This window comes from Wolbachia endosymbiont (group A) of Bombylius major (assembly GCF_947251895.1).
GTDB lineage: Bacteria > Pseudomonadota > Alphaproteobacteria > Rickettsiales > Anaplasmataceae > Wolbachia > Wolbachia pipientis.
The window spans coordinates 17,861-44,074 of record NZ_OX366395.1 but is presented as its reverse complement, the minus strand read 5'-3'; the positions used below and the strand labels follow the sequence as shown (position 1 = coordinate 44,074).

Genomic DNA, 26,214 nt, shown 5'->3' with positions numbered 1-26,214 from the left:
GCAATGCAAATGTTTTTCTCAGTCAGCTATAGAAGAAAATTCGTCTGCACAAGAATTTTTCATAGCATTCAATGTATCATAATCTGTAAAATCTAATTTTATTGGTGTAATAGTAATAAATCCTTCTTTTATTTTATTTACACTACCACTGCCTGAGTGCTCTCGAGACCAATTTAAGCTAAAAGAGCCATTCGAATTTTCAGTAAAAGTTAAATCCCCATCAATGTTATATTCACCTTGTTCAGCAAATTCTACTCCTTTTACTTTTTCCGTAGCAGGAAAATTTACACTCATCACTATGTTTTTAGGCCAACCAACCTTAACTAGCTTGGCAATAACCTTTGGTGCAAAAACCTTTGTATTGTGCCAGTCTATTTTATCATGATAAACTTGGCTCAGCGCAATAGAAGGTATAGACCTTGCAGCACCTTCCATTACAGCACCAATTGTTCCTGAATAACAAATATCGTCCCCGACATTTGATCCAATATTGACTCCGGACAATATTAAGTCTGGTTTTTTATTCATAACTTTATTTAGCGCAATAATGACACAATCTGCAGGAGTACCAGACACACTAAATTCCCTTTCACTATGTTGGTTTATTCCAATAGATTGTTTCACTGGATAATCAAGAGATCTTGCAGCTCCGCTTCTATCAGTATCTGGTGCCACTATCCATATTTCTGACGCAAAATTCCGTGCAACCTCTTTGAGTAATTTTATTCCTTCACTTCCAAAACCATCATCGTTTGTTATTAATATTATCATATACAATACTCAGCTATACAGTTCCAAATTATGTAAATCACTGGCTGTAAATAAACTCATGAGGCTTTAAGTTTCTTTACATAACTATGAACTGTAACAAAGAACCTGCTGTTAATCAATAAGAAAAGGTTAGGAGTGCAAACAGGGAAGCTGTAAATCTTTTTGCGAGACCTAAGCCGGCTTTTGATATAGCTAAAGGTAAGGTCACTTACTTTCTGCTTAGCATATCCATCAAATCAGATTCTTTGAGTTTACTATGGTCAACTTTACTGAACTTATTTACCATAGAGCTCATTTGATTATACTGCTTAATCAGAAGATTAACGTCAGTTACACTTGTTCCGGACCCCTTAGAAATTCTAAGTCTTCTTTTGCCATTTAAAATATCTGGATTTTGCCTTTCTTTTTCGGTCATTGAGTTTATGATGGCTATATATTTTTTCACTTTATTGTCGTCTGGCACACTGCTACTTAGCTTTTTTGTGAGTAAACTAGGAAGGAATTTCATTATGTTGCTAATGCCATCCATTTTATTCAGAGTTTTTAACATTCCCACTAGGTCGTTTAGGTCGAATTTACCCTTTTTTACTTTCTTTTGTAACTTATCAAATTCTTCCTGACTAACAATCTCAGCAGCTTTTTCAACCAATGATACAACATCACCCATGCTAAGTATCCTTTTTGCAATTCTATCGGGATAAAAATCATCGAGGTCACTTAATTTTTCACCACAAGCAATAAATTTAATTGGACAATCGGCGATCATTTTCATAGAAAGAGCAGCACCACCACGTGCATCACCATCAACACGGGTAAGAATAATGCCGGTTACACCTATTACCTCATTGAATGATTTGGCAATGTTGACCGCATCCTGGCCTATCATTGCGTCGGCTACTAAAATAACTTCTGCAGGTGAAGCTATTTCCTTTACGGCTTTCAACTCATTCATCATATTATTGTCAATATGAAGCCTGCCTGCGGTGTCTAGTATTAATACATCATAACTGTCGTTCTTTGCTGCTGCCAGTGCCCTTTTTGTAATTGCAATAGGCCCCTCATTTATTACTATAGATAAAGTTTGTACGTCTATTTGTTTACCCAGCACCTCAAGTTGTTTCTGGGCAGCCGGCCTATAGATGTCTAAAGAGGCAAGCATCACTTTTTTCTTTTGCTTTTTTAGCTTTAAAGCAAGCTTTCCTGAGGTGGTTGTTTTACCTGCACCTTGTAAGCCCACCATCATAATCACAGCAGGGGGTTTAACTGCTAGATTTAAGTCACTTTTCTCTGATCCGAGAACTGCAACTAAATTATCCTGCACAATTTTAATTATCATTTGTGCTGGAGAAACACTTTTTATGACTTTTTCCCCAATCACTTTATCTTTAATGTCGTTGATGAATTTTTTTGCAACTTCAAGTGAAACGTCAGCTTCAATTAAGGCTATGCGTATTTCACGCATGGCAAGATTAAAATCATCTTCAGAAATGATCGACTTTCCTCTTAGTTTACTAAATACAGAATTTAAACTTTCGGTTAACGACTTAAACATAATAGCATTAGTAGAATACTCATTAAAAAGAGAGAAGAAGCTGAAACAAAACTCACCGAGTTATAACCCAGCACTTCCTTAAGTTTAGTAATATTATCAAAGTATAAACTAGTAAGTGAATTAGTCAAGTTTTGCAGTACATTGGCAGACATTTCTCTCACTTTAAAGATCAGTTGATTGAACAGCAAGATAATATAGGGTATAAAAGCTCTAAAAATCCAATCAACATCCATTTTAAAATTTATTCTCGGGTAAAATAGCTTGCGTAAAGGAATAAACAATAAAGTGGTACATAATAACAAATTAAATTGCGACAAAATATTTTTTGTGTTGTACACAAAATCGAAAATCGAAGGTTTATTGTAAATAGGTAAGTAAGGGTTGCCAGCAATTACGCATATAGATGCTAAAATAATCATAGTCATTTTGCCTCCCCTCTCTGCTAAAGGTTTCGACTTACTTTTTGCAATAAATATGTAGTAAAGAAACTTGAGCCCCACGCTTAAATAAAGCAGTAAATTTAGAAGCTTATATAAATTTTTATACCCTTTTAAGGCAACAATGTTCATTTCAATTTCAGCTGTGATATATGATTTACTGATAAATCCAACGGTTCCAGGAAATGCAGCCATTGTAAGTATTGCGATTATAGCACACATGCCTTCCATTGACATCAGTTTACCCACTCCATTAAAACTAATTGTTTTTGTTTGTGAAATAATCGAATTACTGACCACAAACAATAATGATTGATAAACAAGAGAGAAGATTATATGCAGTATCAAAATTGGTATTGCTTTTTCCGAAGGACTGAGCAAACTTCCTGCAATAATCAGCAAGCCCATTTGTCCTACAACGTTATAGCATAAAAATCTGCGAATATTTTGCTCAAGAGAAGCAAATATAATGCTGTAAATTGCAGTGATGGCGCCTACAAGCGCTAATATTTCAGTACAATCTTGCCATAGGTTATAAGTGTGTAAAAGCATCACTAAAAAAGAGACTTTAGTGGTAAATAAAGAGAGATATGTGGTGCCATGTAGCGATGCAGCAGGATATGCATCAACAACCCAAAATGAAAAAGGAAAACAAGCGCAGTTTATCAATAAACCCAAAATTATCAGGTTAGTGCTTTGAAGTGCCAATCCTGCTATTAATATAACTCCAACGAAAAAGTGTACACAAGCGTACCTTATTGCAGGTTCACTATCTCTACAGCCAGCTGCGATAGTAAAAAATGCACTGACGGTCATTAATTCACAGAATATTATAACCAATATCATATGTTCAGATAAAACTGCATAAAGTGAACTAATAGTGTAAGCAGCAAAAGATAGCATCTCTGAAAAAGTCAAATTTTGTGCTGGTAGAACAGCTAAAAATGCAACTGATAAAAAAGATATTAGTATGGTACGAAAAGATAAATCAAAATCTAGAATTGGGAGAGACCAATTTACTGCAATGCTCAAATTTTCAGGTAATTTTAGGACTATAACTATTAATACAGTCAGTAGAAGTAACAGTGACGATTTATAAAATTGCACAATAATTTAAACCAATATGGTTTATGCTATCTCAATATATGAATAAAATCAATTTGCATATTAACCACTAATTAAACTAATTATCATATAATTATATCAGAGTTTAGAGGGTTATAGAGAAACCGGTCAGATTAGGTTTTTAATCTAATCTGACCGATAGCTTTAATAGTGAGGTAAGCTTTAATATAGCATTCTTAGTTCACAATGCTACACTCGTGCATAATTTATTTTTAATTTGTGCACGAGCGTTAGTAAATTATTTACTTTTTGAAATAAAATTTGGCATCATTTTAATATCCAGACTTAGTAAACCTCAGTAGGACTGCCAGTTGGACCCATAAGAATTATTTGCTCACCTTCTCTTAAGTGTCTGCATAAATTAGTGGAGCCGCCAGTTTCAAGCACAACAGTGGAAATAATTCCTTTTTTTTTGTCTACTTCAGTGCCGGTTACGGCTATACCTTCCATAGCAAGGTTTGTATTATTGGCTTTTCTGCTATTGGTTTCAAAATTTTGCAATCTAAAGAATTGCCCAGGCTTAAAATTTTTTGCGGCAAGTGGTGCTTTAATCACTATTTCTATCACTTTATCTGTTAAATATTGAACTTTTATGACTTTTGCAGTGAATTGCTCTTTGATTCTATTGAAGAATTCTTTATTAGCCAGGTCTTCAACACTTGACCACGCATTTTTTTTCTGGCCCACAACATCACACACTGGAATGACAGAAACGAAGCTATTAACTCTATTCAAAAGCTGGGAAATAATAGGGTAGCCGTTCTTAGTACTTGCCATAGCTTTCACGACGCTACCGCTATACGAAGGGTGAAGATCACCAAAAAAGCTGATTGTTTTATTGCCTTGCTTATACACTAATATTCTATCTTTATTTTGCATTTTTGGAGAAAATATTGGATCTATTTCTTTTCCCAATGAATTCAATTGAGCAAAATACCCATTACTTAATTTAAAATGCTTTTCATCTTCTGTTGCAATAACCGTATTTGGCTCAGTACCTGCTGCTATAAAAATAGAACGTGCTTTTATACGTTTGATTTCGCCGGATTTTGTGTCTATTAGTTTTATTAATTCAGCATGGTTATATTTATCCGTCACAACTTCAACTGGCTCGAAGTTTTCAATAAAGTAAATCCCTTCTGATAATGCATTTTGCACCTCTTCGCTATTTAATCGATAACTTGGTGAATCTTTTAGCTCTTTTCTATATACAACTTTCACTCCCCCAAGACTCTGCATCAACTCTAATATTTTTATTTCTCTATTCTCTTTTTTTGCTAACTTTTGCTTTTCTCGGATCAATTGTGCGTGCGATATAAACTCATTCGCAATTTCGCGCTCTTCTTCTGTCCAATCTTTTTCAACATAGTCCTTTCCATACTTATCAACTAATATCTCATAACGAAGAAGAAATTTTTCTACTTGAATTGGATAATACGCTAAAGCTTCAGTGGCAGTGTCAATCGCAGTAAGCCCAGCCCCTATGACAACTATCGGCATACGAACTTGCAGATTTGCTATAGAATCAAATTTAAGAGCGCCAGTCAGTTGTAACGACATAAGAAAGTCAGATGCCATACGCACTCCTCGAGCTAGTATGTTTTTTATTTTGATCATTCGTGGCTTACCAGAGCCAAGTGCTAGGGCGATGTGATCAAAACCCGAGTTGAACGCGTCATCAACATTAATCGTGCCACCAAAACGAATGCCTCCATAAAGTGCGAAATGCTCACGTCTTTCCAGCAGTAATCTAATAATCTTTAAGTAATTCTTATCCCACCGAGAAGTAATACCATATTCTGCCACCCCACCAAACCCTCCTGCCACGCGTTCACTCAATTTTTCGTGTTTGAAATCTTTAATTAGCTGGAAATTATCGATCAAAGGTTCAATCTTTAGTCCATCAATGGCAATAACGTTATGCCCATCGTTCAACAAATGATGAGCTAAATTAAAACCAGCAGGACCAAGGCCTACAATTAGAATGTTTTTTCCGGTGTTTTCTCTTGGCAATGAACGCTGAAAATTTAAAGGATTCCAACGGCTGAGCAGAGAATATATTTCAAATCCGTACGGTAAACTGAGCACATCATCCAGAATCCTTGTTTCAATTGCTGGCACATTTACGGGTTCTTGTTTTTGATATATGCACGAATTCATGCAGTCATTGCATATTCTGTGTCCAGTAGCTGCACATAACGGGTTATCTATCATCACAATTGCAAGACTTGCTATGCTGTACCCTTCGCTTTTCACCAGATTCATTTCTGATATTTTCTGCTCTAGTGGGCAGCCGTGCAGTTCAACTCTAAGTGGAGACTTTTTGAAAGTATTGTCATCATTAATTAGCCCCTTTGAGCAGCTATCCTTACTTTGCTTATGACAAAATATGCAGTAGTGAGCATTATCTAGTGCTTTATTCAAACTCACCTTTTTGCTTGTTAGATCAAAACCATATCGTCTTTTTACTTCATTTGAATACAGCACTTCAACTTTGTCTACTTCTTTTTTAGAAAATGGTATGAGGTTTTCGTGGTCGATTTTTTTATGAATACTGAATAATATACTCTGTTTATTTTTTACTCTCCACACTGCATATTGTGCTGCAAGTTCTATTTCTTCTTTGTGATTTTCTTTATCTTCAAACCAATGCATCACCTGCTCGGCAAAATTTTTTTCTGTTGTTGGCAAAGTGAGAAAATGACTTAGTTTGTTAGTAATATCTATATTCGCCACATTAGTGTATTTCTTCAATGCATAGCGTTGGACAAATAATCTTTTGCACTTATATATTACAGCAAAGTCGTTGTGCTTTTTCTTTAGCTCCTCTATTTCTTTTTCAATATTGAAAAGTTTTGCAATAAATCCATCAAGTAAATATGAGAGGTCTATTATTAACTGACTATCTGTCATCCAAGTAGCTGACCGTCCTTCTTGTTTTCTAGATCCCAGTGTCAAGCACTGGGATGACAGGGGGTGACACTGGGATGACACCGAAGAAGAAGCTGCTTTTTCTCTTGCTTCAATTAATGAACAAAACAAGCTCTCATCACATGATTTAATATAATTCAAAAATGTCTCATCTAATTTTATTAATCCATTGCGAGTATATAGATTAGAAAATGAGATGTTGAAATTCAGCTTCATTGCTATACTATACAGTGTACATGCTGTTTCTTACAGATGAAGATTTTATTTATTTTGCAATACTGCTGAGATTGTTGCTTCTGCAACTTTTTCTTCGCTAACAGATGCAATACACCTAAATTTGTGTACACCTAAACACACACTTTGAATGTTAGCTTGAAGAATCAATGTGTCCCCTGGAGTAACTGGCTTTCTGAATTTTGCATTTTCAATGGATCTCAAGTAAACAACTTTATTTTCTATTGTTTCTTTACCTAGAACACATATAGCAGATGCCTGAGCTAGAGATTCAATTATCAAGACTCCTGGCATTATTGGATGACCAGGGAAATGGCCAATAAAAAATGGCTCATTGAAAGTCACATTTTTGATTGCTTTTATACTTTTACCAGGATCACACTCTATAACCCTATCTACTAAGAGAAACGGATAAGAATGGGGTAATATTTTTATAATATCACTGATATTAAATTGCATGAGCCTACTCAATGCCTTTTAAAGCAAATTCAGGTATTTCCTTGTTTATATTGTTTAATACCACATCTGATAAATCAACTTCATCCATGGAGTATAAAACTTGGTTCTTTTTTGAAATAAATAGTACCAAATCTATGTTGTTTTTTTCTGCCGTTTTTTTAGCGACTTCTTTTATCTTGTTAAAAACACTCTCTACTGCGTCTCTATAGCTTTCTTCTAAATGTAACATTTTTTTAGCGTAATTATCTCTAGTATTTACAGTGTGCTTATTAAACTGTTCTGTCTTTTCTTTTTTTGCTTCTTCTGACAAAAGTTCAAATTCTTCTTTTGATGGCTTAAGTTTTTCTAACTCACTTTCAAATTCTTGTTGTAATCTAGAATTCTGCTCCTTTATTTGTTGTTGTATATTTTGCAGAGCAAGAGATTCATTGATGACTTTGTCACTATCGATAATTGCAGCCTTTGTGTTCTGAGGTTGATATCCTACAAACTTATACCCCACAAATAAGGAAATAATTAAGGCAATAACTGATATAAATAACTGTATATATTTCATTCAAATCCCCGCTGCAATAGAAAATTTAACATTTGGTGATGGTATTATATCATAAGATTCCTTTACTAAAGGAAACCCGAAATCCAATCTAAGTCTACCAAAAGGAGAAAGCATTGAAAAGCCAAAACCTGGTGACACTCTTATAAGCTTACTATCATTATATGGATCTTTATATTTCCCATTTTTATCATCTAAGCCGAAAAGTGTCGCATAGTCAACAAATAATGAGCCTTTGATACCAGCATAGTCATATAGTTTTGGTAGTGGGAAATCTACTTGCTGTGTTAAATTAAAATAAGTTTTGCCTCCTAGTGAGCTTTTATTTTTGTCTTCTGCTCTTGGTCCAATACCGGAAAGGTCAAACCCTCTAATCTCATTACCCCCTTTAAAAAAGTGCTGGCCAATGTTTAGATCTTCATCGGTATAAGAAAAAATATGACCTGCTGCCATCTTAAAGCGTAGCGTTATATCATCGTCAATTTTGCTTAATATAGGGTGCGTATAAAAAGATAAGAATTCAGATTTCAGGAAATTCACGTTTCCTCCCAATCCTGAAATATCCTGACTTAAGCGCAGTAAATACCCTTCTTTTGGGGCATATAGATTATCCAGTTTATTATATGCCAACGTGTATCCCACTGATGAAATCTGATGTTCACCTTTTCGGTCCAGTATTATTTCAGAGATATCGGTGTCTTGTCCACCCTTATTATCCATGCGTATATGATTATACTTATAAGAATAGCGAAGGGAATTAGTTAAGTTCTCTGTGACTTTATATGATAACTTTGTAAAAAATCCCATATCGCAACTATCAAAAGTAGTGTTTGGTTTATCTTGTTTTTCATAAAATGCACCCATGCCTAGTGACGTATCAGAATCGTTAAAATTATTTTCAACAAACTCTAAATCAGTAGAAAATACGTATTGACTTTTTTCAAGAGCAAAAGAGAGCTCTTTTCCAGTACCAAACAAATTACGGTCTTTGAGGTCAATTTTAATCAATGCTCCACCAGGAAGAGACACACCGCCTCCCAAATACAACGAAGTAGTGTTTTTTTCTTTAACATTTAAGTCAAGATTTACTGCATTGTCATTAACTTCGTAACTATTTACTTTCACTGTTTCAAAAAAATCACTATTCATTAGTTTTTTACGTGACTTTTGAATCTCAGATATATTGTACGCATCACCTTCTGCTACACTTAGCTTACTTCTGATCACTTTATCTAAAGTGCGATCGTTACCATCAATTGTAATTTGATTTATATAAATCTTTTTACCCGGCAGCACTCTGTAGGTTACATCTACAACGTTGTCACGTTGTGCATACTCTGGATTAACTTTTGCAAATATATATCCTTTTTCATTTAAATATTTGTTTATTTTTTCTACTGTATTATTAATTTTAACTCTATTAAATATCTTATCGTTTTCCTCTGTTATAAAATCCAATATTTCTTCTTTTAGGCTCAAATCCTGAATTTCAGTTTCAATATTAACCTCATTATTTCCAAACAAATACTGCTGTCCTTCGTCAATCAAAAAAGTTAACTCTGTTTGATTGTTATTATCAACCTCAACAATTGGTTGAATATTATTTTGAATATATCCCTTAGACGAATAAAAATGATCGAGCAATTCTGTCTTAATCAATAAATATTGTGGTGAATAACGAGTTCCGCCCTTAAACATGGCTCTAAATAACTTACTAAATATGTCATTACTATGTCTTTTGATAACTTGCTCTAGCTCATTTTCAGAAAAGTTTTTATTGCCTATAAATCTTATATCCTTAATTTTAGAGGTTTTGCCTTCTTTTATTTTGAAAATTAGATTGACCCTATTACTATCGAGCTTCTCCAACTCATATTCAATTTTAACGCCAACCTTACCGTTATTTCTATAAGTAGTGATTAAATTCATTAAATCGTTTTGCAATTTTGTTTCAGTGAAAATAGTTAGCGATTTTGACTGAATCACATTATTTAGTAACTCTTTGCTATTAAATAACTTATTACCCTTTAATATTATCTTGTTAATTAGTGGATTTTCTTGAATTTTTATTACCAAATTTTTTTTATCATCTATGTAAGCATTAACACTAGCAAATAGCTTTGTTTTATATAAACCTTTTATAATCAAATCTATATCATCGTCGTTTACATAATTACCAGGTTCCAATTTTATATAAAAACCTATTGTTTGATTGCTTACACGCTCATTACCAATATATTTGATATCTTTTATCTGCGTTTTTTCCTTATTTTCTAAAGCAACAAGTAGAGCAGGAAAAGAGATAAAAATTATTATTAGTATGTGGAATAGCTTTTTCATATGTATCTTAAAAAAGATGCCTAATATCATTTGAGATTGCAACTGCCATCAACAAGAACAATATGGAAGCACCAAAAGTAGCTGCATATTTTTGATATTTCAAACTTAAATCTCGACGTATAACTGCTTCTATAATATAGTGAAATAAATGCCCACCATCTAGTAGCGGAATTGGTAGCAAGTTAATTGCAGCTAAATTAGCTGAAATAATTGCCATGAAATACACAACCATAACGAACCCCTTTTTAGCTGATTGACCTGAATACTTTGCGATTTTTATTGGCCCACCTATTTCATTGATACTCCTTTTACCAACAATAATGTGAAAGAGAGCTTTGATCGTTAAGCACATAGTGTGGTAAGTTTCACTTACTGATAAGCTCACAGACCCAAGAAAAGACGACTGCTTTAATGTATTGACTGAAATAATCCCTATAGTTTCTCTTTCTATTGTGTTGCCAAAAACGTCTTTGTCCTTGATTATTAATGGAGTTAAACTGGTCCTGTGCTTCTCATTATTTCTGCTATACTCAATCTCCATTCTTGTTTTAGGATTCGACATTATCACACGCGAAATATCTTCAAAGTATTTTATTTTATGCTCATTGATTTGTGTAATAGTGTCACCTGGCAACAAACCAGCTTGCTTAGCTGCACTACCTTCGATTACATTTTCAATCACCGGTGGAGTGCGATAATAACCTGCTATGCTAAAAAATATTGTAAAAGCTATAACAGCAAATACCATGTTTGCAAAAGGCCCTGCAAAAACTACTGCTGCTTTTTTATGCCGCGGTTTTGTATGAAATGAATACAACTTTTCTTCTTCGGTTAAATTTTGTTGATCAGCTGGGACACTTGCTGCATTGTTGTCCCCTAGCATTTTAACATAACCACCCAATGGAACAACGCTTAATTTCCATCTAGTTCCAGACTTATCGTTAAAACCAAAAATTTCAGGACCAAAACCTATGGCAAAAGATTCAACTTTAACTTTGCATGCTTTGGCAACAACATAATGCCCATATTCATGCACGAATACTATGACAGAAATTATTAAAGAAAATGATAAAAAATAATATATTCCATCGCTAAATTGATGGATAAGATTAGAAATTAATTCCACCTGTATATTTAGATCTTAACAAAATGTTAAGTATATTAAAATGCGCCTCGCTTGACAAGTATTTAGTTTAACTTTTAAATTAAAAAAAGTTTAATTGTAATGACAGATACCTCACTACTCAGAAGAAAATTAATATATAGAAGCTGGCATAGGGGTTGCAAAGAAACCGATATACTTTTAGGGCATTTCGCATTGAAATATCTTGATAAATTTTCCTTAAGCGAACTAATCGAATACGAAAAAATAGTTGATCTTGATGATTACGAATTATATTATTACATAACTCGTAAGACAAACCTCCCTCCTGACTTGAATAGTCAGATAGTCAATTTAATTGCTTGCTTTATTGAAGCTAATCCTTTATGCACTCAAGATTAGTGATAATCTTATTTACCTTATCTAGTACCTCAGTATATTCTATTCTTTTCTCGTTTCTATACTTTGCGTGCTCTTGATTTACTTCATCTAATCGCTTTGTTAATTCTAAAATTTTATCCTCAAGAATTAGTGCTGCAAGTAAGAAATTTAATGCATCCGAACCCTTACCTCCAGTTTTTTGAGATACAGAACTAACTAACTTGTCAAAACTATTAGCAAGGCGTAATAAATGATTCCCCTTCCCACTTTCGCAAGATATTTTATATGTGTTATTACGTATAACTATTTCTACTACTTGCATATGGTGCTAAAAATTTCTATCGTACAGTATAAACTCAAACCCCTACTTTCATCTTATTTATGGTATAAATTTTTATTCATTTATCAAATCAGATAATTTTTTACTGCTACGAAAATATGTTTTAAAGTATTGATTCTTTGTAAACTTCTGTAACATTAAATGGCTTGTTTCTTTCAAGTTATAACTTCTAACTGAAAAAGAACCAAACCCCCTAATTTCAACTCTATTATGATGTTTCAATGTGCTTGAAAGTATCCCAAAAAATCTATTAACTATAGCTGCTATAACAATCTTATCTAAAAAAGGATGTCTTTTTGCTACCCTCGCTATTATATCAGACTTTGTTGCCATTTATATGAAGCCAAAATAAGTAAACCTTATCACTTAGCAGATAATGCTATGTTATATTCTTCAACACCCAATACTTCAACTTCTATTTTTTCTGATATAGAGAATTTTTTATTCTCTGGTAAATGCTCTTGATCTATTAGAAGGGTTACATCGTTCTCAACTTCAACGACTAGTCCATTATCTTCTCTCTTACCTACAATAACCTGTATTTTATCACCTACCTTAACTTTCTTTATCAGTTCTTCAAGAGGATCATACTCTATTTGTTTTATTCCAAGATAAATTCTTGCCCGATTCACGTTAGCCCTTATTACTTTTGCTTCTATTTTATCACCTACATTATACTTCTTTATCTCATCTGAACCATTTTTAGACCAACTAAAATCTTTCACATATATTGTCCCTTCTACGTTCTCATCTATTTCAGAATCACCGAAAGCAACAGATACATATGAGCCGGTATTATTCTTCACTTCACCAGAAACAATAGAACCAGGAGGATATTTATTGATAAATACTTGCCAAGGGTTGTCTACACACCTTTTCATGCTTAAACTCATCCTACTCTTAGCAATGTCAATACTGAGAATTTTTACATATACTTCTTGTCCCCTTGTTACGAGACTACTAACTGGTAAATTACTCTTAACCCAAGTGATTTCTGACGAGTGCACTAAACCTTCAATTCCAGGTCTAAGCTCAACAAATAATCCATAATCTTCTATGCTTGTTACATAACCCTTATGCACACTATCAACTGGATATTTTGACTCTGCATCTTGCCAAGGGCTATCTTCTAGCTGCTTCACACCCAAGGAAATTTTAGCATTTTCCTTGTCTATTTTTATAATTTTAACTTTTATAGTCTGACCACAAATAAAAACTGCAGACGGATGACTTACCCTACTCCAAGAGATATCTGTAATATGTAACAATCCATCTATGACTCCCACTACATCTGATTCATGAATACCGACAAATACACCGTAATGAGTGATACTTTTTATTTTCCCTTCTATTATATCGCCTTCATTTAAAGATTCTAAAAATTTAATTTTTTCACCAGCGTGCAATTTTTCTAACACCAGCTTTCTTGATACTACAATATTGCCCTGCTTCTTATCCATTTTAAGCACGATGAACTTTTGTTCAGTTTCAATAAGGTGCTTCGCATCTTTTACTTGCTTCAAATCCACATGACTCAGCGGTAAAAAAGCGCTTATTCCGTCACCAAGATCAACAATAAAGCCACATTTAATTGAGCGTTTAATAACTCCACTTACTTCAGCCTTTGTAACTGTATATTCTTCCAACTTATTCCATTTTTCGTCCCTAATTGCTTTTTCACGGCTAAGAACAACATTACCATGATAATCTTCAATTCTTTCCACATAAACTTTAATTTTAGAACCAATAACAACCTCATCATTACACCCGAGCTCCTTGATCAGAATTCTCCCATCAGACTTTAAACCAATATCAACCACAACGTCGTTAGGGTTTATTCTTGTAATTACACCTTCTACCACATCTCCTTCTTTAATTTTATTAATAAAAGAATCCTCAAATAGGACATTATCCTGATCCTCAAATTGACCTTGAAATATCTCTTCTATAAACTTGTTTGATGATAGCTTTCTGATAGTAATCGGTAGATTTATGGCTGGATCATTATTATTCATGCAATGTGACCTTTAATTTAAACTTTATTAGAACTCATATATTATATAATATTAATAATTATTGACAAGTAATTTTTCGTTAATTCATTTCGAGAATTATTTGAGCTATATAAAATATAGTGAGAAAATTGTATATGTATCAAGAATATGCTATTTAAGGATAGTAAGTGGATTAGGTCGTTTTCCAGAAGGTCCAGATTAAAACCGGATGTTGATGAAACATTGGAAAAATATTCTATCCAAAATAGTAAGAAATCTATAGAAGAGATCATAAACTCGCACAAAAGAATATGGGTAGAAATAGGCTTTGGCAACGGTGAAAATATGCTTTACCAGGTGCTCAATGAACCTGATCTATTATTTATAGGATGTGAGCCCTACTTAAAGGGGGTTTCTTGCTTGCTAACAAACATAGAAATACAAAACATAAAAAATATTTTAATGTGGACAGAAGATGCAAGAGAATTGATTGCAAATTTTCCTGATAACAGTGTTGAAAGATTCTTTATTCTCTTTCCAGATCCATGGCCAAAAAGAAGTCACAATAAAAGACGATTAATTAATACGGAATTTTTAAATTTATTAGCAAAAAAAATACTTATAACAGGGGAAATATTCATTGCAACCGATCATCAGGACTATGCAGAGTGGATAGCATCACATATAAAGCAGTGTAACTCTTTAATCTATAGGGAAGACGATTTCACAAGTTATACTCTTACAAAATACCACAGAAGAGCGCTCAAAGATCAGCGTAAAGTGAGGTTCTTTAAAGTAAGTGTTATTAATAATTTGCAGACTATGGATCAATAGAGTTTTTGCATATCTCTTTTACGTTAACTATAGATTAAAAATAATAAAAAAAGAGGGAGAAATAGAGTAAATTCCTTTAACTACTTCTCCTTATGAAGGAATAGACTTCTTGCATAACCCAAACTAAGTAGAAAAAAGGTATCATCCAAGTAGCCCCTTTCTCGTCATGCCGCTGCGAATCGTCATACCGCCGCGGCGCTAACACGTAGCGGGATGATGAGGCTTATCGTCATGCCACCGCGAACCGTCATACCGTCACGGTATCTCTTAGCCGCTAACAAGTAGCGGGATGACGGTTGTCAGGTTAGCTGTTATCCCAGTTTTTGACACTGGGATGACAACGAAGGGCTACTTGGATGACAGGGAAGGATGCTGGAATGAAGGTTTTTCAAATTGTCGATAAACCTAAATCTATAATAACTATTTGCCTTTTTTCTAGGTTATGCAAGAAGTCTACTGAATAACAGTAAGATTTTTCAATCCTGCTCCACAGCAAATTTTAATGCCATGTGAGTAGTTATGGTACTGTTAACAATCAAAATGACAAAAATTAAGATGGTGATTAGTAGTGTATAAATATTCAAGGACAAATTTTCAAATTGAGTTAGCATTTTAAAATACACAAAGGTTGGCATTATCATTGGCAAAACAAGAATTTGCGATACTCCTGATGCTAAGTTGTTTTGACCAATCATCAATGCATTTCCAGTAGCTGAAATATTAATGATTATCAGCGTATTAAATAATAAAGACACTCCAACTGCTATTGAGTGTTCAATACTATTGCCTAGAATTGCAAAGCTGAATATGGAAGAAATTACTGAAATCGGTAACCCAAATAATAACCAGTGAGCGAAAATTTTATAAGCAACTATAAGCCTAGAAGAGAGTGGCTGTACAAAGATTTGCTCTAATATTCCATCATGATAATCAGATGTAAACAAATTATTTGTAGAAATCTGCAAAACAAATGTAGCACATATCCATGTTAATATTAACATAACTTCTTGTTTATTGTTGTTTTCAAGTGTAAATGAAGATAAACTTAACATTATGATAAAAATACATACTATATAGGTAAAGTTCTTATTATCTATTGCTAATTTTTTTACTGAGTCGATCATACTAGGCTTTTAAATGTTTATTATAAATTATAGTGTTTACTTTGAGGTAGTATAATTTTTTGTTCATAAATTATATAGGTTTTATTATTTTTTTGATAATGCAATTATGGAAAAGTTACCAAAAATAAAGTCACCAGAAGATTACACTCCTTCAGAAGATGAAGAATATATGAGCGTAAAACAACTGGAATACTTCAGCTTAAAGTTACAGTCAATACTTGTTGAGCTGGAGAAACAAGAACTAGAAGAGAATAGTATTGATACATACTATTCTGATGGAGATAGTGGAAACGAGGAATTAATCAAGCGTCGAAAAGATAGAAAAGAAAAAATTAAGGAGGCGTTAGAAAAAATAAAATTAGGCACTTATGGTTACTGCAATGGAACAGGAGAAGAAATAGGAGTCGAAAGACTTAAAGCTAATCCGCTTGCTATATATTGTATTGAAGAGCAAGAGAGAGTAGAAAAAGAAAAGAACGTGTACAACATTAACGATTAATTTACACATCAACATTATTAGCTAGTGTAAAAGACAAGATTTAATCTGACAGAGAAGAATTAACTGACAGAAGAATTGACGTAGTCAAAACTAATATCAGGCTGTTGTTTAATGCTACTAATATTTTTCTGAAAAGCAATATGTTTACTGTCAAAAAACGTTTGCATAGGTGTTTTGCCATAGCAGGGGGAATGTTCAAAAAAGTGTGTCAAACCGCATTTTTAGTTCAACTCAATTTTCAATCTATCTGGAAAGAAAATATCAAGTTGAGACATAGTTAAAGCCCAATTAGGCAGAGCCATAGTCCATTTTTGCTCTACCTTCTTTATAGCACAATATACCTGTTTATACAAGGCATTTGTGCTGGTAAATGAGCCCTTGGTTTTAGTGAATTTTCTGATCTGTCTGTGCAGCCCCTCAATTGGATTTGTGGTGTAAATTAGCCTTCTAACTGGGCTAGAATACTTGAAATAACCAGATAAATTTTCCCAATTGTTCTGCCACGATTTTATAACTAAAGGATACTTTTCTCCCCATTTTTCTTCCAGCTCAAGTAAGTAATTTTCAGCAATTTCTTTACTTGTAGCACGATATATTTTTTTCAAATCATTCATGAAAACTTTCACATCTTTGCTGGATACATATTTTAGTGAATTTCTTATCTGATGCACTATACATAGCTGTACTTCTGCTTTAGGAAACGCACTATTTATAGCTGCAGGAAAGCTTTTTAGCCCATCTACACATGCAATCAGAATATCTTCTACTCCTCTTTCTTTGAGGTCATTTAGCACTCCCAACCAAAAGTTAGCTCCTTCACTTTCAGCCAAATAAAAGCCCAGGACTTCTTTTCTGCCATTTTGGTCTATGCCCAATATATTGTACATACATTTACTTACGCAATGTCCATCCTCTTTGACCTTAAAACGCGAATTCTGGATTAAGGAAGGAAGAAAGAATAGGAAATAGAAGGCTTTTTGGATTTGATGGAATAGGAAATGAGAGTAGAAAAGATATGAACCAAAAAATTAACAGGGGATCTATGGCGAGTGTGTTCAATTTCTAGTCTATTTTTTAGGTAACCAAAAACAGTCTCAATGATAGACCTTTTTCTCAGTAAAATCTTCTCATTTAGCGAAATCAATGTATTTTTCATACCTTTTTTCACGTTGGTAACAAGTTTCAAACCTCGGTCAAACAGCTTCTGAAAAAGCTCTTTTGCAATATAACCTTTGTCACCAAACAAAAGGCCGATTAATTTTTCCGTCAGATTTGGCACAGGTATCCTATCATCAACATTGCCTTTTGTGAGCGTAAGTGCATAAATTTCACCATTTTCATTGATTACCATATGTAATTTGAAACCAAAAAACCAGCCGTAAGTGCTCTTGCTTAATTTTGCAATTCCAGCAAAAACTTTGTTTTTGGATATTCTTTTTGCATGACAAACTGCAATGGGAGTTGTGTCTATATATGAAATTCCAGTGTTTTCTGACTGTCCACAAAGCCAATGCAACAACATTGCTAAATGCCACAAAACCCTAGGCTTTAGAGCAACAAACCTGGTATATGAAGGTAACTTTGGAAACTCTGATTTGTAGAGCAACGTTAGGTAATGTAGATAGAAAGTTTTGAAATTTTTACACGGAGATTGTTGATATAGCAGGATTATTGTCATGATTTCGGAGTGCTCAATTTCCGTTGTTCTTGTGGGTTTTTTACCATTTGGCAGTAGTTTATCTGCAAAATTTTTCTCTATATCTCTGCAAAAATCATCGACCAAACAAAACAGTTTTGTTATATCTTCCATGGGTAACCTCATCTATTTTTTTATAACTGCTGAGTTTACCCTGTTTTCTTGCCTTTTCTATTCTCCTTTAATCCAGAATTCACGTTTAAAGAACATCCCATCCATAAATACTATCGGGTATACTGATTGCAGTGGACGACTACGCCATTCATTGATTATAGGCAGTAATTTGTCGGTAATACTTGATATCTCTGCCGCCGATATTTTGTGATCATAAATTTCCTCAACGTGTGACGCTATATCTCTATAGCTCATACCACTGGCAAATGTGCTCAAAATCTTCGTTTCAAGCTCTGGATGTAAGCTTGTTTGCCTTTTTTTGACTATTTGCGGCTCAAAACTTCCTTCTCTATCCCTTGGCGTCAAAAGTTCAAATGAACCGGCACTTGTCCGTAAAGTCTTTCCATTTCTGCCATTTCTTCGATTATTCTCTTCACTTTCAGCTAATAAGTGGTTTTCTATTTCACCTTCCAAACTTGCTTCCAGCAGCTTTTTTATAAATGGTGTTAATGCTCCCTCCCTTCCTGTCAACGGTCTTCCTTCTCGTATAGACGACAGGATATTTGTTTCCAACTCTTTATAATCTACCAATCCGTTAGTTCTGTTTACTACTTTCTGACTCATTGTCACACCTCCATTTTTTTATATCAATTTATTACTTTTTTTTCGGTTTGACACACTTTTTTGAACATTCCCAATATATCGTGCTACAAGTAAAGAAATTGCTGAAAATTACTTACTTGAGCTGGAAGAAAAATGGGGAGAAAAGTATCCTTTAGTTATAAAATCGTGGCAGAACAATTGGGAAAATTTATCTGGTTATTTCAAGTATTCTAGCCCAGTTAGAAGGCTAATTTACACCACAAATCCAATTGAGGGGCTGCACAGACAGATCAGAAAATTCACTAAAACCAAGGGCTCATTTACCAGCACAAATGCCTTGTATAAACAGGTATATTGTGCTATAAAGAAGGTAGAGCAAAAATGGACTATGGCTCTGCCTAATTGGGCTTTAACTATGTCTCAACTTGATATTTTCTTTCCAGATAGATTGAAAATTGAGTTGAACTAAAAATGCGCTTTGACACACTTTTTTGAACATTCCCTAGCTATGCCAATTATTGCTCTTTCTATATCTTCCGAAACTCTGTTTGCTAATAGCGGTTTTTTCTTACTTATTTCATGTAATGCTTCTTCTCCCCCATTTTCATATAACTCCTTGAATCGATAAAATGTATCTCTTGAGTATCCCATCACTTTGCACGCTTGAGACACATTTCCTAATTGTTTTGCTAGCTCTAGTAATCCTAGTTTTGGTTTTAGTATTTTTGTTTGTATTGTACTCATTTCTAACACTCCTTATTTTTATTATTCTTAACTTACTTTTTTAAAGTGTCATATCAAGTCCTGTTTAATACATCTACTATTCACCACTTTACCTTCCAAATTAAAGTGTTTACGTCTGCATATCCCAGATATTACTTTGGGCATTAGCTTCTTAAACAATCCTTCCACATAGCAGCTTGTGGTTGGCTACTTACTTATATTTTAATGAATATAAGAGCTTCTATGTGGTTACTCTGTTCCATGGCTTCGTTTCACGTTAAACTTAGATTCCTACTATTTGCCGGAAGCTTGGAACATCAATAACTAAAGTCTTCAATCTTTAGTTCCCTTTTTGCTTCGTACCATTTTGGTCTATGTGTAATTCAATCTCTTTTCGCATATTATGCTTTGACGACAATTCAAACATAGGTTCCTCTCGTAATCATATCTAACTCTGTTTGCAGGGATTCACCACGAGATTTAGTGTTACCTGCTTTTATCTCATGCTTGCATTCCAGAGGTTGCCACTCTTTGAAATGTGAGATATACATTATCCCTGATGTCTGGGAAGATGGAATTTAACCACCACAAAACCATGACCTTCCAGGTCGCACTAAAAAAGAAACACCACCTTTCTACTATACTTTCTAATTGATCTTCCTTCGTTTTTGGAAATTTTGGCAATTCAATAAATGTGAAGTAAAAGTCTTTTAAATCATGTTCATTAGTTTCTTCATCTCGGATAGTATGCTTTGATTTATACTCAGGCTTATTTGGAAATAAGATACAATCTGCTATAGCAATAAAGATAATTTCTTTAAGGTCTTCGTATTGATCACCTTTATTAGCCTGTCTTGAATAAGCTTTAGCAGCATAGTATTGAGCGCGTTTTTCAAAGCCTTTAGTTTTTGCAACTTGCATTTCAACTATTACTTGCACCCCATTTTCATCCCTGCAGAGTACATCAACGATACTTTGTTTTTTAGAGGCAAATTCAGCATCTTGAATAGTGCTGAGGAATTCTATTTCTTTTATTTCATCTTTGCCAGTTAGTCCCAAGATATCATTGAGAAAGTGAATGAGAATGTCTTTATTTTTTTCTGTACCAAAGATACGGCGAAAGGCTACATCGTTTTTTGGATCAAGAAACTTAGATAAAGGTTTGGTAGAAGTCATAGTCCTAATTCTCTCGCTTGAGTCTTACTTCCATAACTTCCCCTAAAGAACCGTGCTTGCGGCTTTCCCGCACACGGCTCCACAATAATAGCGTTCACGATATACCTCCTATGTACATAAAGAAAAACATATTTTTGGCTTTGGTAGTGGATTGATTTGTTTGTAATACATAAATTGTTTCCAATTCATGCTCTTTTTCTGACTACGTCGGTTTATCCACTTAAACGCTAGCTTTGTTATTAACCAATAAAACTTATTTATCCATTGATAATTTCCGCTAATCCCGAAGTAGTTATAGTGTCCTCTTAGTTTAGCTTTGAGTATTTGCCACCAGTCTTTGAGACACATGTAATTACGAACCGTTTTCAACCATTCTTTGATTTCTTTAATCTTTCTGGCTAGGCTTATTTTTGAAGTTTTCTGCTTCATCATAAGCCTACCATTACGACTTTTTCCACAATATTGTGTAAACCCAAGAAAATTGAAACTATCCGTCTTTCGTTTCTCTCTTTCTGCTTGGTACCATTCTCTCTTACCAAACTTTACTATCCTTGTCTTATTTTCAGATATTTCCAAACCAAATTTATTTAACCTTTGTCTTAGTGATTCTAGAAATTCTTTGGCATCTTCCTCACTTTCACAGCACACCAGAAGGTCATCTGCGTACCTAACTAGCTCCATATATCCCCTAGATTCTGGTTTTACTTTCTTTTCAAACCATAGATCTAGTACATAGTGTAAATATATATTAGCCAATACAGGGCTCTCCCTGAGGTGCTCCTTGTGTGGTTGCTTCATAATGTCCAGCTTCGATGACTCCAGCCTTAAGAAATTGCTTCACTAACCACAATAAATTTGGGTCAGATATTCGTTCCCTTAAGCATCTCATCAGCCATTTATGTTGGATATTATCATAGAACTTCTTGATATCCACTTCTACAATGTAGTTAATTGGTTTGTGCATCACTGCTTTATCTAGTGCTTTGACCGCTTGATGACAGCTTCTACCAGCATACGAATTGTCCAGAAAGTTTGCCTCATAAATATTTTCCAATATCTTCTTTAGCATCCAACTTATCTTCCGTTGATGGTATTCCGAGGCCGCGCTTTTCCTTGCTTCCAGTTTTGGGTATGTATACCCTTTTCACTGGTTGCGGTCGGTATTGCTTTCTCTTCATACTATCCACTAGCGTTTTAAGTTTCTCTTCTAGGTTTTCTCCATACGCCTCCATTGTCACTTGGTCTACACCGCACGCTTTGTTACGTTTTAGTTCCTTATAACACTCTGCAAGATTCTCCTCATTGATAAGGTGTATTAGCGATGTAAATTTTACCCGCTTATCTTGCTTCGCTCTTACCGCTATCTGGTTTAGTTTTTCTTGCATATTCCTCCAATCTCTGTTGTATCAGTATTGCAATCCCTATTCCAGTTGCTATATTGCTGACCGCTTCCCCTTGTATGTGGCTTTCCCACACTCTGAGTACTATCAATCAGTCCGACTTCCTTTGCATCTTCCGTTAGTCCTCGCCTTTGTTGACTGTTCCAGCGTACCTTAGTAGGAATACAAAGGATCTCCCAAGTTCATTTAGAATCCATTTCAATACATGACACGGCCTCCGATCCCGATAGAGTGAGTGATAACTTGCCTTATTGTTACCCTCCATGCTGCCTTCCATTTTATGGAAAATGTCGACCTCCATCACTTTATTTTTTATTTCGGGACTCAATACCTTCATTTTCATTGCACCCTATATTGTCCATTCCATTAGCTTTACTACGCTCGTTACCTCACGCAGCATAATGGTCTGTTCTAGGCTGTTGGCTAGACTTTGCCTAAGTTGGATTTTCACCAACTGTATTCTAAACGCTTACTTGGCGCACCCATAACAAAAATGCCTAGAAAATATTAATAATTATACACTATTTTTTGCAAATGTTCAACTTAATATCCTCCCAGTATTCACTTGATATGGCACTGTAACCTTTCCGGTTGCGGTTTTTTGCAACATTGATCTTATATGAAAAAGATTCAATAGAAATGCAACGCACATTAGCAGAGATTAAATGTATATATACGCGCTGAAGAAGATACGCTACATTTTTTACTGAAATTTGATTATTTTTAATAGAAAAGCCTGCAGGCGAAGATAAATTTTGAGCTCGAGAAATATCTCAATTGTCATTATAATTAAAATTTTTAGTATGCGGAAGTACTTTTTTAGCTAAGTAAGATTTACGTGCTGGAATGACAAGGTATCATCCAAGTAGCTGAAACCTAGAATATCCTAAATTACAAATTGAACTTGAAAAATACTATAGTATAAGCTCTCTTAAAAAAAGCTTTTCATGAGAAATTATAAATGATAAATTGTTAACAATAGGTTATTGTGAATAAGATTATGTGTTTTAGTTTACCTAATATAAACAGGGAAGGTTATTTATTTATAGTCGTTGCCTTTATAGTAACGTGTATAGCATTCTCTATATCTTGGGGGTTGGGTGTTACGTGCTTGTTTCCGACATTATTGTGTACTTATTTCTTTCGCGATCCAGCAAGAGCTGTGCCAAACAATAAGGATCTTATATTAAGTCCTGCTGATGGTGTGATTTCAAAAATCGAAGAAGTTAATTATCCTTTATCGGCAGAAAATGGAGAAGAGAAGAAGTTCACGCTTGTTAGCATATTTTTAAGTGTTTTGAACGTCCATGTGAACCGTATACCAATATCTGGTACGATAAAGGAAATGAATTATAAAAAAGGCAAGTTTGTATCCGCAATGAGCAATAGGTCTAGTAATGAAAATGAAAAGCAGGTTATTGTGATTGAATACGAAAAGGGGAAAGAAATTATTGTGGAGCAAATAGCTGGATTAATTGCACGTCGTATCGTTTGTAATTTAGGAGTATCCCAGAACGTAAAAGCAGGTGAAAGGTTTGGAATTATAAGATTTGGTAGTAGAGTGAATATTTATGTTCCTGCTGATATAGAAGTCAGAGTTTCAGAAGGGCAAACTGTTATTGGTGGTGAAACAATTATAGCAAACTTAAATAAGGAAAACGTTCAAGAGAAGCTTACTTTTGACGTTATATGAATAACGATGGAAGTAACAGTAGATTCTTACCTATTACTAAATTATTCCCAAACTTTATAACTTTATTGGGTTTATGTTCTGGTCTCACTTCACTTAAATTTACATTTAATGAACAATGGGAATTCTCAGTAATTTTTATCATCATTGCAGCAATAATAGATGGAATGGATGGCAGAATAGCTAGAATTCTAAAATCAACTAGCGATTTTGGAGCCCAGCTTGATTCTTTTGCAGATTTTCTAAATTTTGGTGCAGCGCCTGCATTTCTTTTGTATTTTTGGAAGCTAAACGAAATCAAAGTCATAGGTTGGATTTTAGTAATGATATACGTAATCTGCATATCAATAAGACTTGCAAGATTCAATGTTTCGCTACACTCAGAACAATCACATTGGGAAAAATTTTTCTTTTCTGGTGTTCCAGCTCCAGTGTGTGCTTTACTTTCTTTGTTACCAATAATTATTACCTTTCAATCTCATGAGAGTGAATACTTACTTCTCATAGAGCGATTTTTTAACACAAGAAACGTAGCTTGTTACTTTTTGGCCATTTCATTTTTTTCGATAAGTCACATTCCAACTTTCTCCGCAAAATATATTTATATTCCCAAAAGCCTATCCTATATATTTGTGTCATTTTTTGGAGTACTTATTGTATTTTTCATCAGTAAGCCCTGGATGACTCTACCAATTTTAGGTATAGTGTATACGCTTACTATTCCAATAAGCATTGGGTTTTATATATATTTTACATATAAAACTCGTTAGCTAACAAAAAATAGAAAACTGCATGATTTTGAAGATAAGTGAACTATTAAATTCATTTCTGTATATAAAGATATTCAACATTCCATTTATAATTATTTGGGTAATTGCAACTGGAATCTTTTGTACTGCCCAGTTCAAATTCATTAACTTTAGGTTACTTAAATATGGAATACAGACACTATTCAATCTAAAGTGTAATAACAGCAACAATGGCATAATCACTCATATTCAAGCGTTTGCAACAGTAATTTCAGGAACAGTTGGTCTTGGAACAATATCAGGAGTTGCAATAGCTATCACAATAGGAGGTCCAAGTGCAGTTTTTTGGATGGTAATTACCGGAATACTTGGTATGTCGATAAAGTTTGCCGAGGTGGTGCTTGCATTCACTTATCGCTCTGAAAATACAACTGGTGGTGCTTTTTATTACATGGAATACGGGCTTGCAAAGATTGGATTTGCAAAAACCGGTAGATTTCTTGCCTTCACTTATGCGATTATGCTACTTATTGCAATGATTTTGGGCGGTATACCATTTCAAGCAAATCAAATAGCAGCACTATCAAATAACCTCCTAGAATACAACGCATCCATTATTATATCCCTGCTTGTCTTTATTGTAATATTGGGAGGAATAAAGCGCATTGCTTTCGTTTCAACGAGCTTAGCACCAATTATGATAGTGCTATATGTGGGTATGTGTATATATTTAATTTATGTAAACGGAAGTAATTTGCTGAATGCTCTATCCATAATATTCCAAGACATCTTCAATAAATCAGCTATAGGAAGCGGAGTATTGAGCGGATTAATAGCCGGAGTGAGAAGATCAGTGTTTGCTAACGAAGCAGGTACCGGAACAGCAGCTATAGCACATTCAGCTGTAAAAGAAGAAGATCCAATTAAAGTTGGGTGCGTTGCAATGATTGCACCACTGATAGACACAATATTAATCTCATTTTTGACTGGTATCGTGATAATTATCACTGGTATGCACAGCACTGATAACGTGGGTGATATTACACTAATTAGTTCGGTATTTTCAACAGCTTTGCCCTTGTTCAGCAAGTTAGTTTTTCCGCTAATGATGTTTTCCTTTGCATTTTCCACAATAATAGCTTATTGTTACTACTGTGAAGTTGCTCTGCTGTATTTATTTGGTAGTAAAAAAATACTGATACCGTTCCAAATTCTTATAGTGGTTTCAGTGTATATCAGTTGTATGTCAAAGAATATAGAATTTATATCTTATCTAGGTGACAGTTTGTTTATGTGCCTTATGATTCCAAATGCTGTTGCAATATATCTACTAAGAAGGGAAGTTTTGAATACAATAGATTCTTATTACAATTCTAAAGGGTATTAA

The 26,214-nt window shown here is 34.1% G+C and carries 20 protein-coding genes and 7 pseudogenes; 7 read left to right on the top strand and 20 right to left on the bottom strand.

Annotated elements, in window-relative coordinates:
• Nucleotides 1-18 precede the first annotated feature (18 nt).
• The 8 genes from surE to rseP form a co-directional block, all read right to left on the bottom strand.
• Nucleotides 19-771: a 5'/3'-nucleotidase SurE gene (gene surE, locus OPR49_RS00210; protein WP_265027092.1), complete on the bottom strand. Its 753-nt coding sequence runs from the start codon at nucleotides 769-771 to the stop codon at nucleotides 19-21.
• Between the two features lie 208 nt (nucleotides 772-979).
• Nucleotides 980-2,323 (bottom strand): signal recognition particle protein, encoded by a 1,344-nt coding sequence (gene ffh / locus OPR49_RS00205; protein WP_265027091.1) that lies wholly within the window; start codon nucleotides 2,321-2,323, stop codon nucleotides 980-982.
• Nucleotides 2,308-3,867, bottom strand: a complete 1,560-nt coding sequence (locus OPR49_RS00200; protein ID WP_265027090.1) for a proton-conducting transporter transmembrane domain-containing protein — start codon at nucleotides 3,865-3,867, stop codon at nucleotides 2,308-2,310. Before OPR49_RS00200 ends, ffh begins: the two co-directional genes overlap by 16 nt.
• Before the next feature lie 303 nt (nucleotides 3,868-4,170).
• Nucleotides 4,171-7,032, bottom strand: coding sequence for an FAD-dependent oxidoreductase (locus tag OPR49_RS00195; RefSeq protein WP_265027088.1), 2,862 nt, complete (start codon nucleotides 7,030-7,032; stop codon nucleotides 4,171-4,173).
• Between the two features lie 45 nt (nucleotides 7,033-7,077).
• Complete coding sequence (gene fabZ, locus OPR49_RS00190) at nucleotides 7,078-7,509, bottom strand: 3-hydroxyacyl-ACP dehydratase FabZ (RefSeq protein ID WP_006279640.1); 432 nt, start codon at nucleotides 7,507-7,509, stop codon at nucleotides 7,078-7,080.
• Between the two features lie 4 nt (nucleotides 7,510-7,513).
• Nucleotides 7,514-8,065 (bottom strand): OmpH family outer membrane protein, encoded by a 552-nt coding sequence (locus OPR49_RS00185; protein WP_182365804.1) that lies wholly within the window; start codon nucleotides 8,063-8,065, stop codon nucleotides 7,514-7,516.
• A complete protein-coding gene (gene bamA / locus OPR49_RS00180) occupies nucleotides 8,066-10,402 on the bottom strand; it encodes an outer membrane protein assembly factor BamA (protein WP_265027087.1) in 2,337 nt (778 codons plus the stop codon).
• A 7-nt stretch (nucleotides 10,403-10,409) separates the two neighbouring features.
• Nucleotides 10,410-11,528 carry an RIP metalloprotease RseP gene (rseP, locus tag OPR49_RS00175; RefSeq protein WP_265027086.1) on the bottom strand — a complete coding sequence of 373 codons (1,119 nt, stop codon included), beginning with the start codon at nucleotides 11,526-11,528 and terminating at the stop codon, nucleotides 10,410-10,412.
• Between the two features lie 99 nt (nucleotides 11,529-11,627).
• Here rseP and OPR49_RS00170 point away from each other — a divergent pair, with 99 nt between their 5' ends.
• The gene (locus OPR49_RS00170) at nucleotides 11,628-11,906 is read left to right on the top strand and encodes a succinate dehydrogenase assembly factor 2 (RefSeq protein WP_265027085.1); all 279 of its coding nucleotides are present in this window, start codon (nucleotides 11,628-11,630) and stop codon (nucleotides 11,904-11,906) included.
• Here the strand turns inward: OPR49_RS00170 and OPR49_RS00165 are convergent.
• The 3 genes from OPR49_RS00165 to OPR49_RS00155 all read right to left on the bottom strand — a co-directional run bounded on the left by OPR49_RS00165 (nucleotide 11,881) and on the right by OPR49_RS00155 (nucleotide 14,240).
• Nucleotides 11,881-12,207: a cell division protein ZapA gene (locus tag OPR49_RS00165; RefSeq protein ID WP_265027084.1), complete on the bottom strand. Its 327-nt coding sequence runs from the start codon at nucleotides 12,205-12,207 to the stop codon at nucleotides 11,881-11,883. The genes OPR49_RS00170 and OPR49_RS00165 overlap by 26 nt on opposite strands.
• 72 nt (nucleotides 12,208-12,279) lie before the next feature.
• Nucleotides 12,280-12,558, bottom strand: a complete 279-nt coding sequence (locus tag OPR49_RS00160) for an HU family DNA-binding protein (protein WP_265027083.1) — start codon at nucleotides 12,556-12,558, stop codon at nucleotides 12,280-12,282.
• A gap of 29 nt (nucleotides 12,559-12,587) precedes the next feature.
• Entirely contained in the window at nucleotides 12,588-14,240 is a 1,653-nt protein-coding gene (locus OPR49_RS00155) for a 30S ribosomal protein S1 (protein ID WP_265027082.1), read from the bottom strand.
• A 147-nt stretch (nucleotides 14,241-14,387) separates the two neighbouring features.
• On the opposite strand from OPR49_RS00155, the gene trmB reads away from it, so the two are divergent.
• A complete protein-coding gene (trmB, locus tag OPR49_RS00150) occupies nucleotides 14,388-15,053 on the top strand; it encodes a tRNA (guanosine(46)-N7)-methyltransferase TrmB (protein ID WP_265027081.1) in 666 nt (221 codons plus the stop codon).
• Between the two features lie 476 nt (nucleotides 15,054-15,529).
• Here the strand turns inward: trmB and OPR49_RS00145 are convergent, their stop codons facing one another.
• Complete coding sequence (locus OPR49_RS00145) at nucleotides 15,530-16,177, bottom strand: heme exporter protein CcmB (protein ID WP_265027080.1); 648 nt, start codon at nucleotides 16,175-16,177, stop codon at nucleotides 15,530-15,532.
• A gap of 106 nt (nucleotides 16,178-16,283) precedes the next feature.
• Between OPR49_RS00145 and OPR49_RS00140 the strand changes: the two genes are divergently transcribed.
• The gene (locus OPR49_RS00140; protein WP_265027079.1) at nucleotides 16,284-16,676 is read left to right on the top strand and encodes a TraR/DksA family transcriptional regulator; all 393 of its coding nucleotides are present in this window, start codon (nucleotides 16,284-16,286) and stop codon (nucleotides 16,674-16,676) included.
• 59 nt (nucleotides 16,677-16,735) lie between these two features.
• On the opposite strand, the pseudogene OPR49_RS00135 reads toward OPR49_RS00140, so the two are convergent.
• The 4 genes and pseudogenes from OPR49_RS00135 to OPR49_RS00120 form a co-directional block, all read right to left on the bottom strand.
• Nucleotides 16,736-16,888 (bottom strand): annotated as a pseudogene (locus OPR49_RS00135) (hypothetical protein); the annotation flags it as partial.
• A 9-nt stretch (nucleotides 16,889-16,897) separates the two neighbouring features.
• Nucleotides 16,898-17,602, bottom strand: a pseudogene (locus OPR49_RS00130) (IS256 family transposase); the annotation flags it as partial.
• 14 nt (nucleotides 17,603-17,616) lie between these two features.
• A complete protein-coding gene (locus OPR49_RS00125) occupies nucleotides 17,617-18,486 on the bottom strand; it encodes an IS982 family transposase (RefSeq protein ID WP_458694421.1) in 870 nt (289 codons plus the stop codon).
• 84 nt (nucleotides 18,487-18,570) lie between these two features.
• Nucleotides 18,571-19,110: pseudogene (locus OPR49_RS00120) on the bottom strand (transposase); the annotation flags it as partial.
• A gap of 73 nt (nucleotides 19,111-19,183) precedes the next feature.
• Between OPR49_RS00120 and OPR49_RS00115 the strand changes: the two are divergent.
• Nucleotides 19,184-19,558, top strand: a pseudogene (locus OPR49_RS00115) (transposase); the annotation flags it as partial.
• Nucleotides 19,559-19,587: 29 nt separating this feature from the next.
• Here OPR49_RS00115 and OPR49_RS00110 read toward each other — a convergent pair.
• The 4 genes and pseudogenes from OPR49_RS00110 to OPR49_RS00095 all read right to left on the bottom strand — a co-directional run.
• Nucleotides 19,588-19,833, bottom strand: a pseudogene (locus tag OPR49_RS00110) (helix-turn-helix domain-containing protein); the annotation flags it as partial.
• Between the two features lie 594 nt (nucleotides 19,834-20,427).
• A pseudogene (locus OPR49_RS00105) lies at nucleotides 20,428-20,988 on the bottom strand (Rpn family recombination-promoting nuclease/putative transposase); the annotation flags it as partial.
• A 108-nt stretch (nucleotides 20,989-21,096) separates the two neighbouring features.
• Nucleotides 21,097-22,057 (bottom strand): annotated as a pseudogene (locus tag OPR49_RS00100) (reverse transcriptase domain-containing protein).
• Nucleotides 22,026-22,373, bottom strand: coding sequence for a reverse transcriptase family protein (locus tag OPR49_RS00095; protein WP_259348804.1), 348 nt, complete (start codon nucleotides 22,371-22,373; stop codon nucleotides 22,026-22,028). The pseudogene OPR49_RS00100 and the gene OPR49_RS00095 overlap by 32 nt, the downstream one beginning before the upstream one ends.
• A gap of 1,015 nt (nucleotides 22,374-23,388) precedes the next feature.
• On the opposite strand from OPR49_RS00095, the gene OPR49_RS00090 reads away from it, so the two are divergent.
• Genes OPR49_RS00090 through OPR49_RS00080 form a run of 3 tightly spaced genes read left to right on the top strand, consistent with a single transcriptional unit; the run spans nucleotide 23,389 to nucleotide 26,214 of the window.
• Nucleotides 23,389-24,081 carry a phosphatidylserine decarboxylase gene (locus OPR49_RS00090; RefSeq protein WP_265027550.1) on the top strand — a complete coding sequence of 231 codons (693 nt, stop codon included), beginning with the start codon at nucleotides 23,389-23,391 and terminating at the stop codon, nucleotides 24,079-24,081.
• Nucleotides 24,078-24,848, top strand: coding sequence for a CDP-alcohol phosphatidyltransferase family protein (locus OPR49_RS00085; RefSeq protein ID WP_182319661.1), 771 nt, complete (start codon nucleotides 24,078-24,080; stop codon nucleotides 24,846-24,848). Before OPR49_RS00090 ends, OPR49_RS00085 begins: the two co-directional genes overlap by 4 nt.
• Before the next feature lie 22 nt (nucleotides 24,849-24,870).
• On the top strand, nucleotides 24,871-26,214 hold the full coding sequence (locus OPR49_RS00080; RefSeq protein WP_265027078.1) for an alanine/glycine:cation symporter family protein: 1,344 nt from the start codon (nucleotides 24,871-24,873) through the stop codon (nucleotides 26,212-26,214).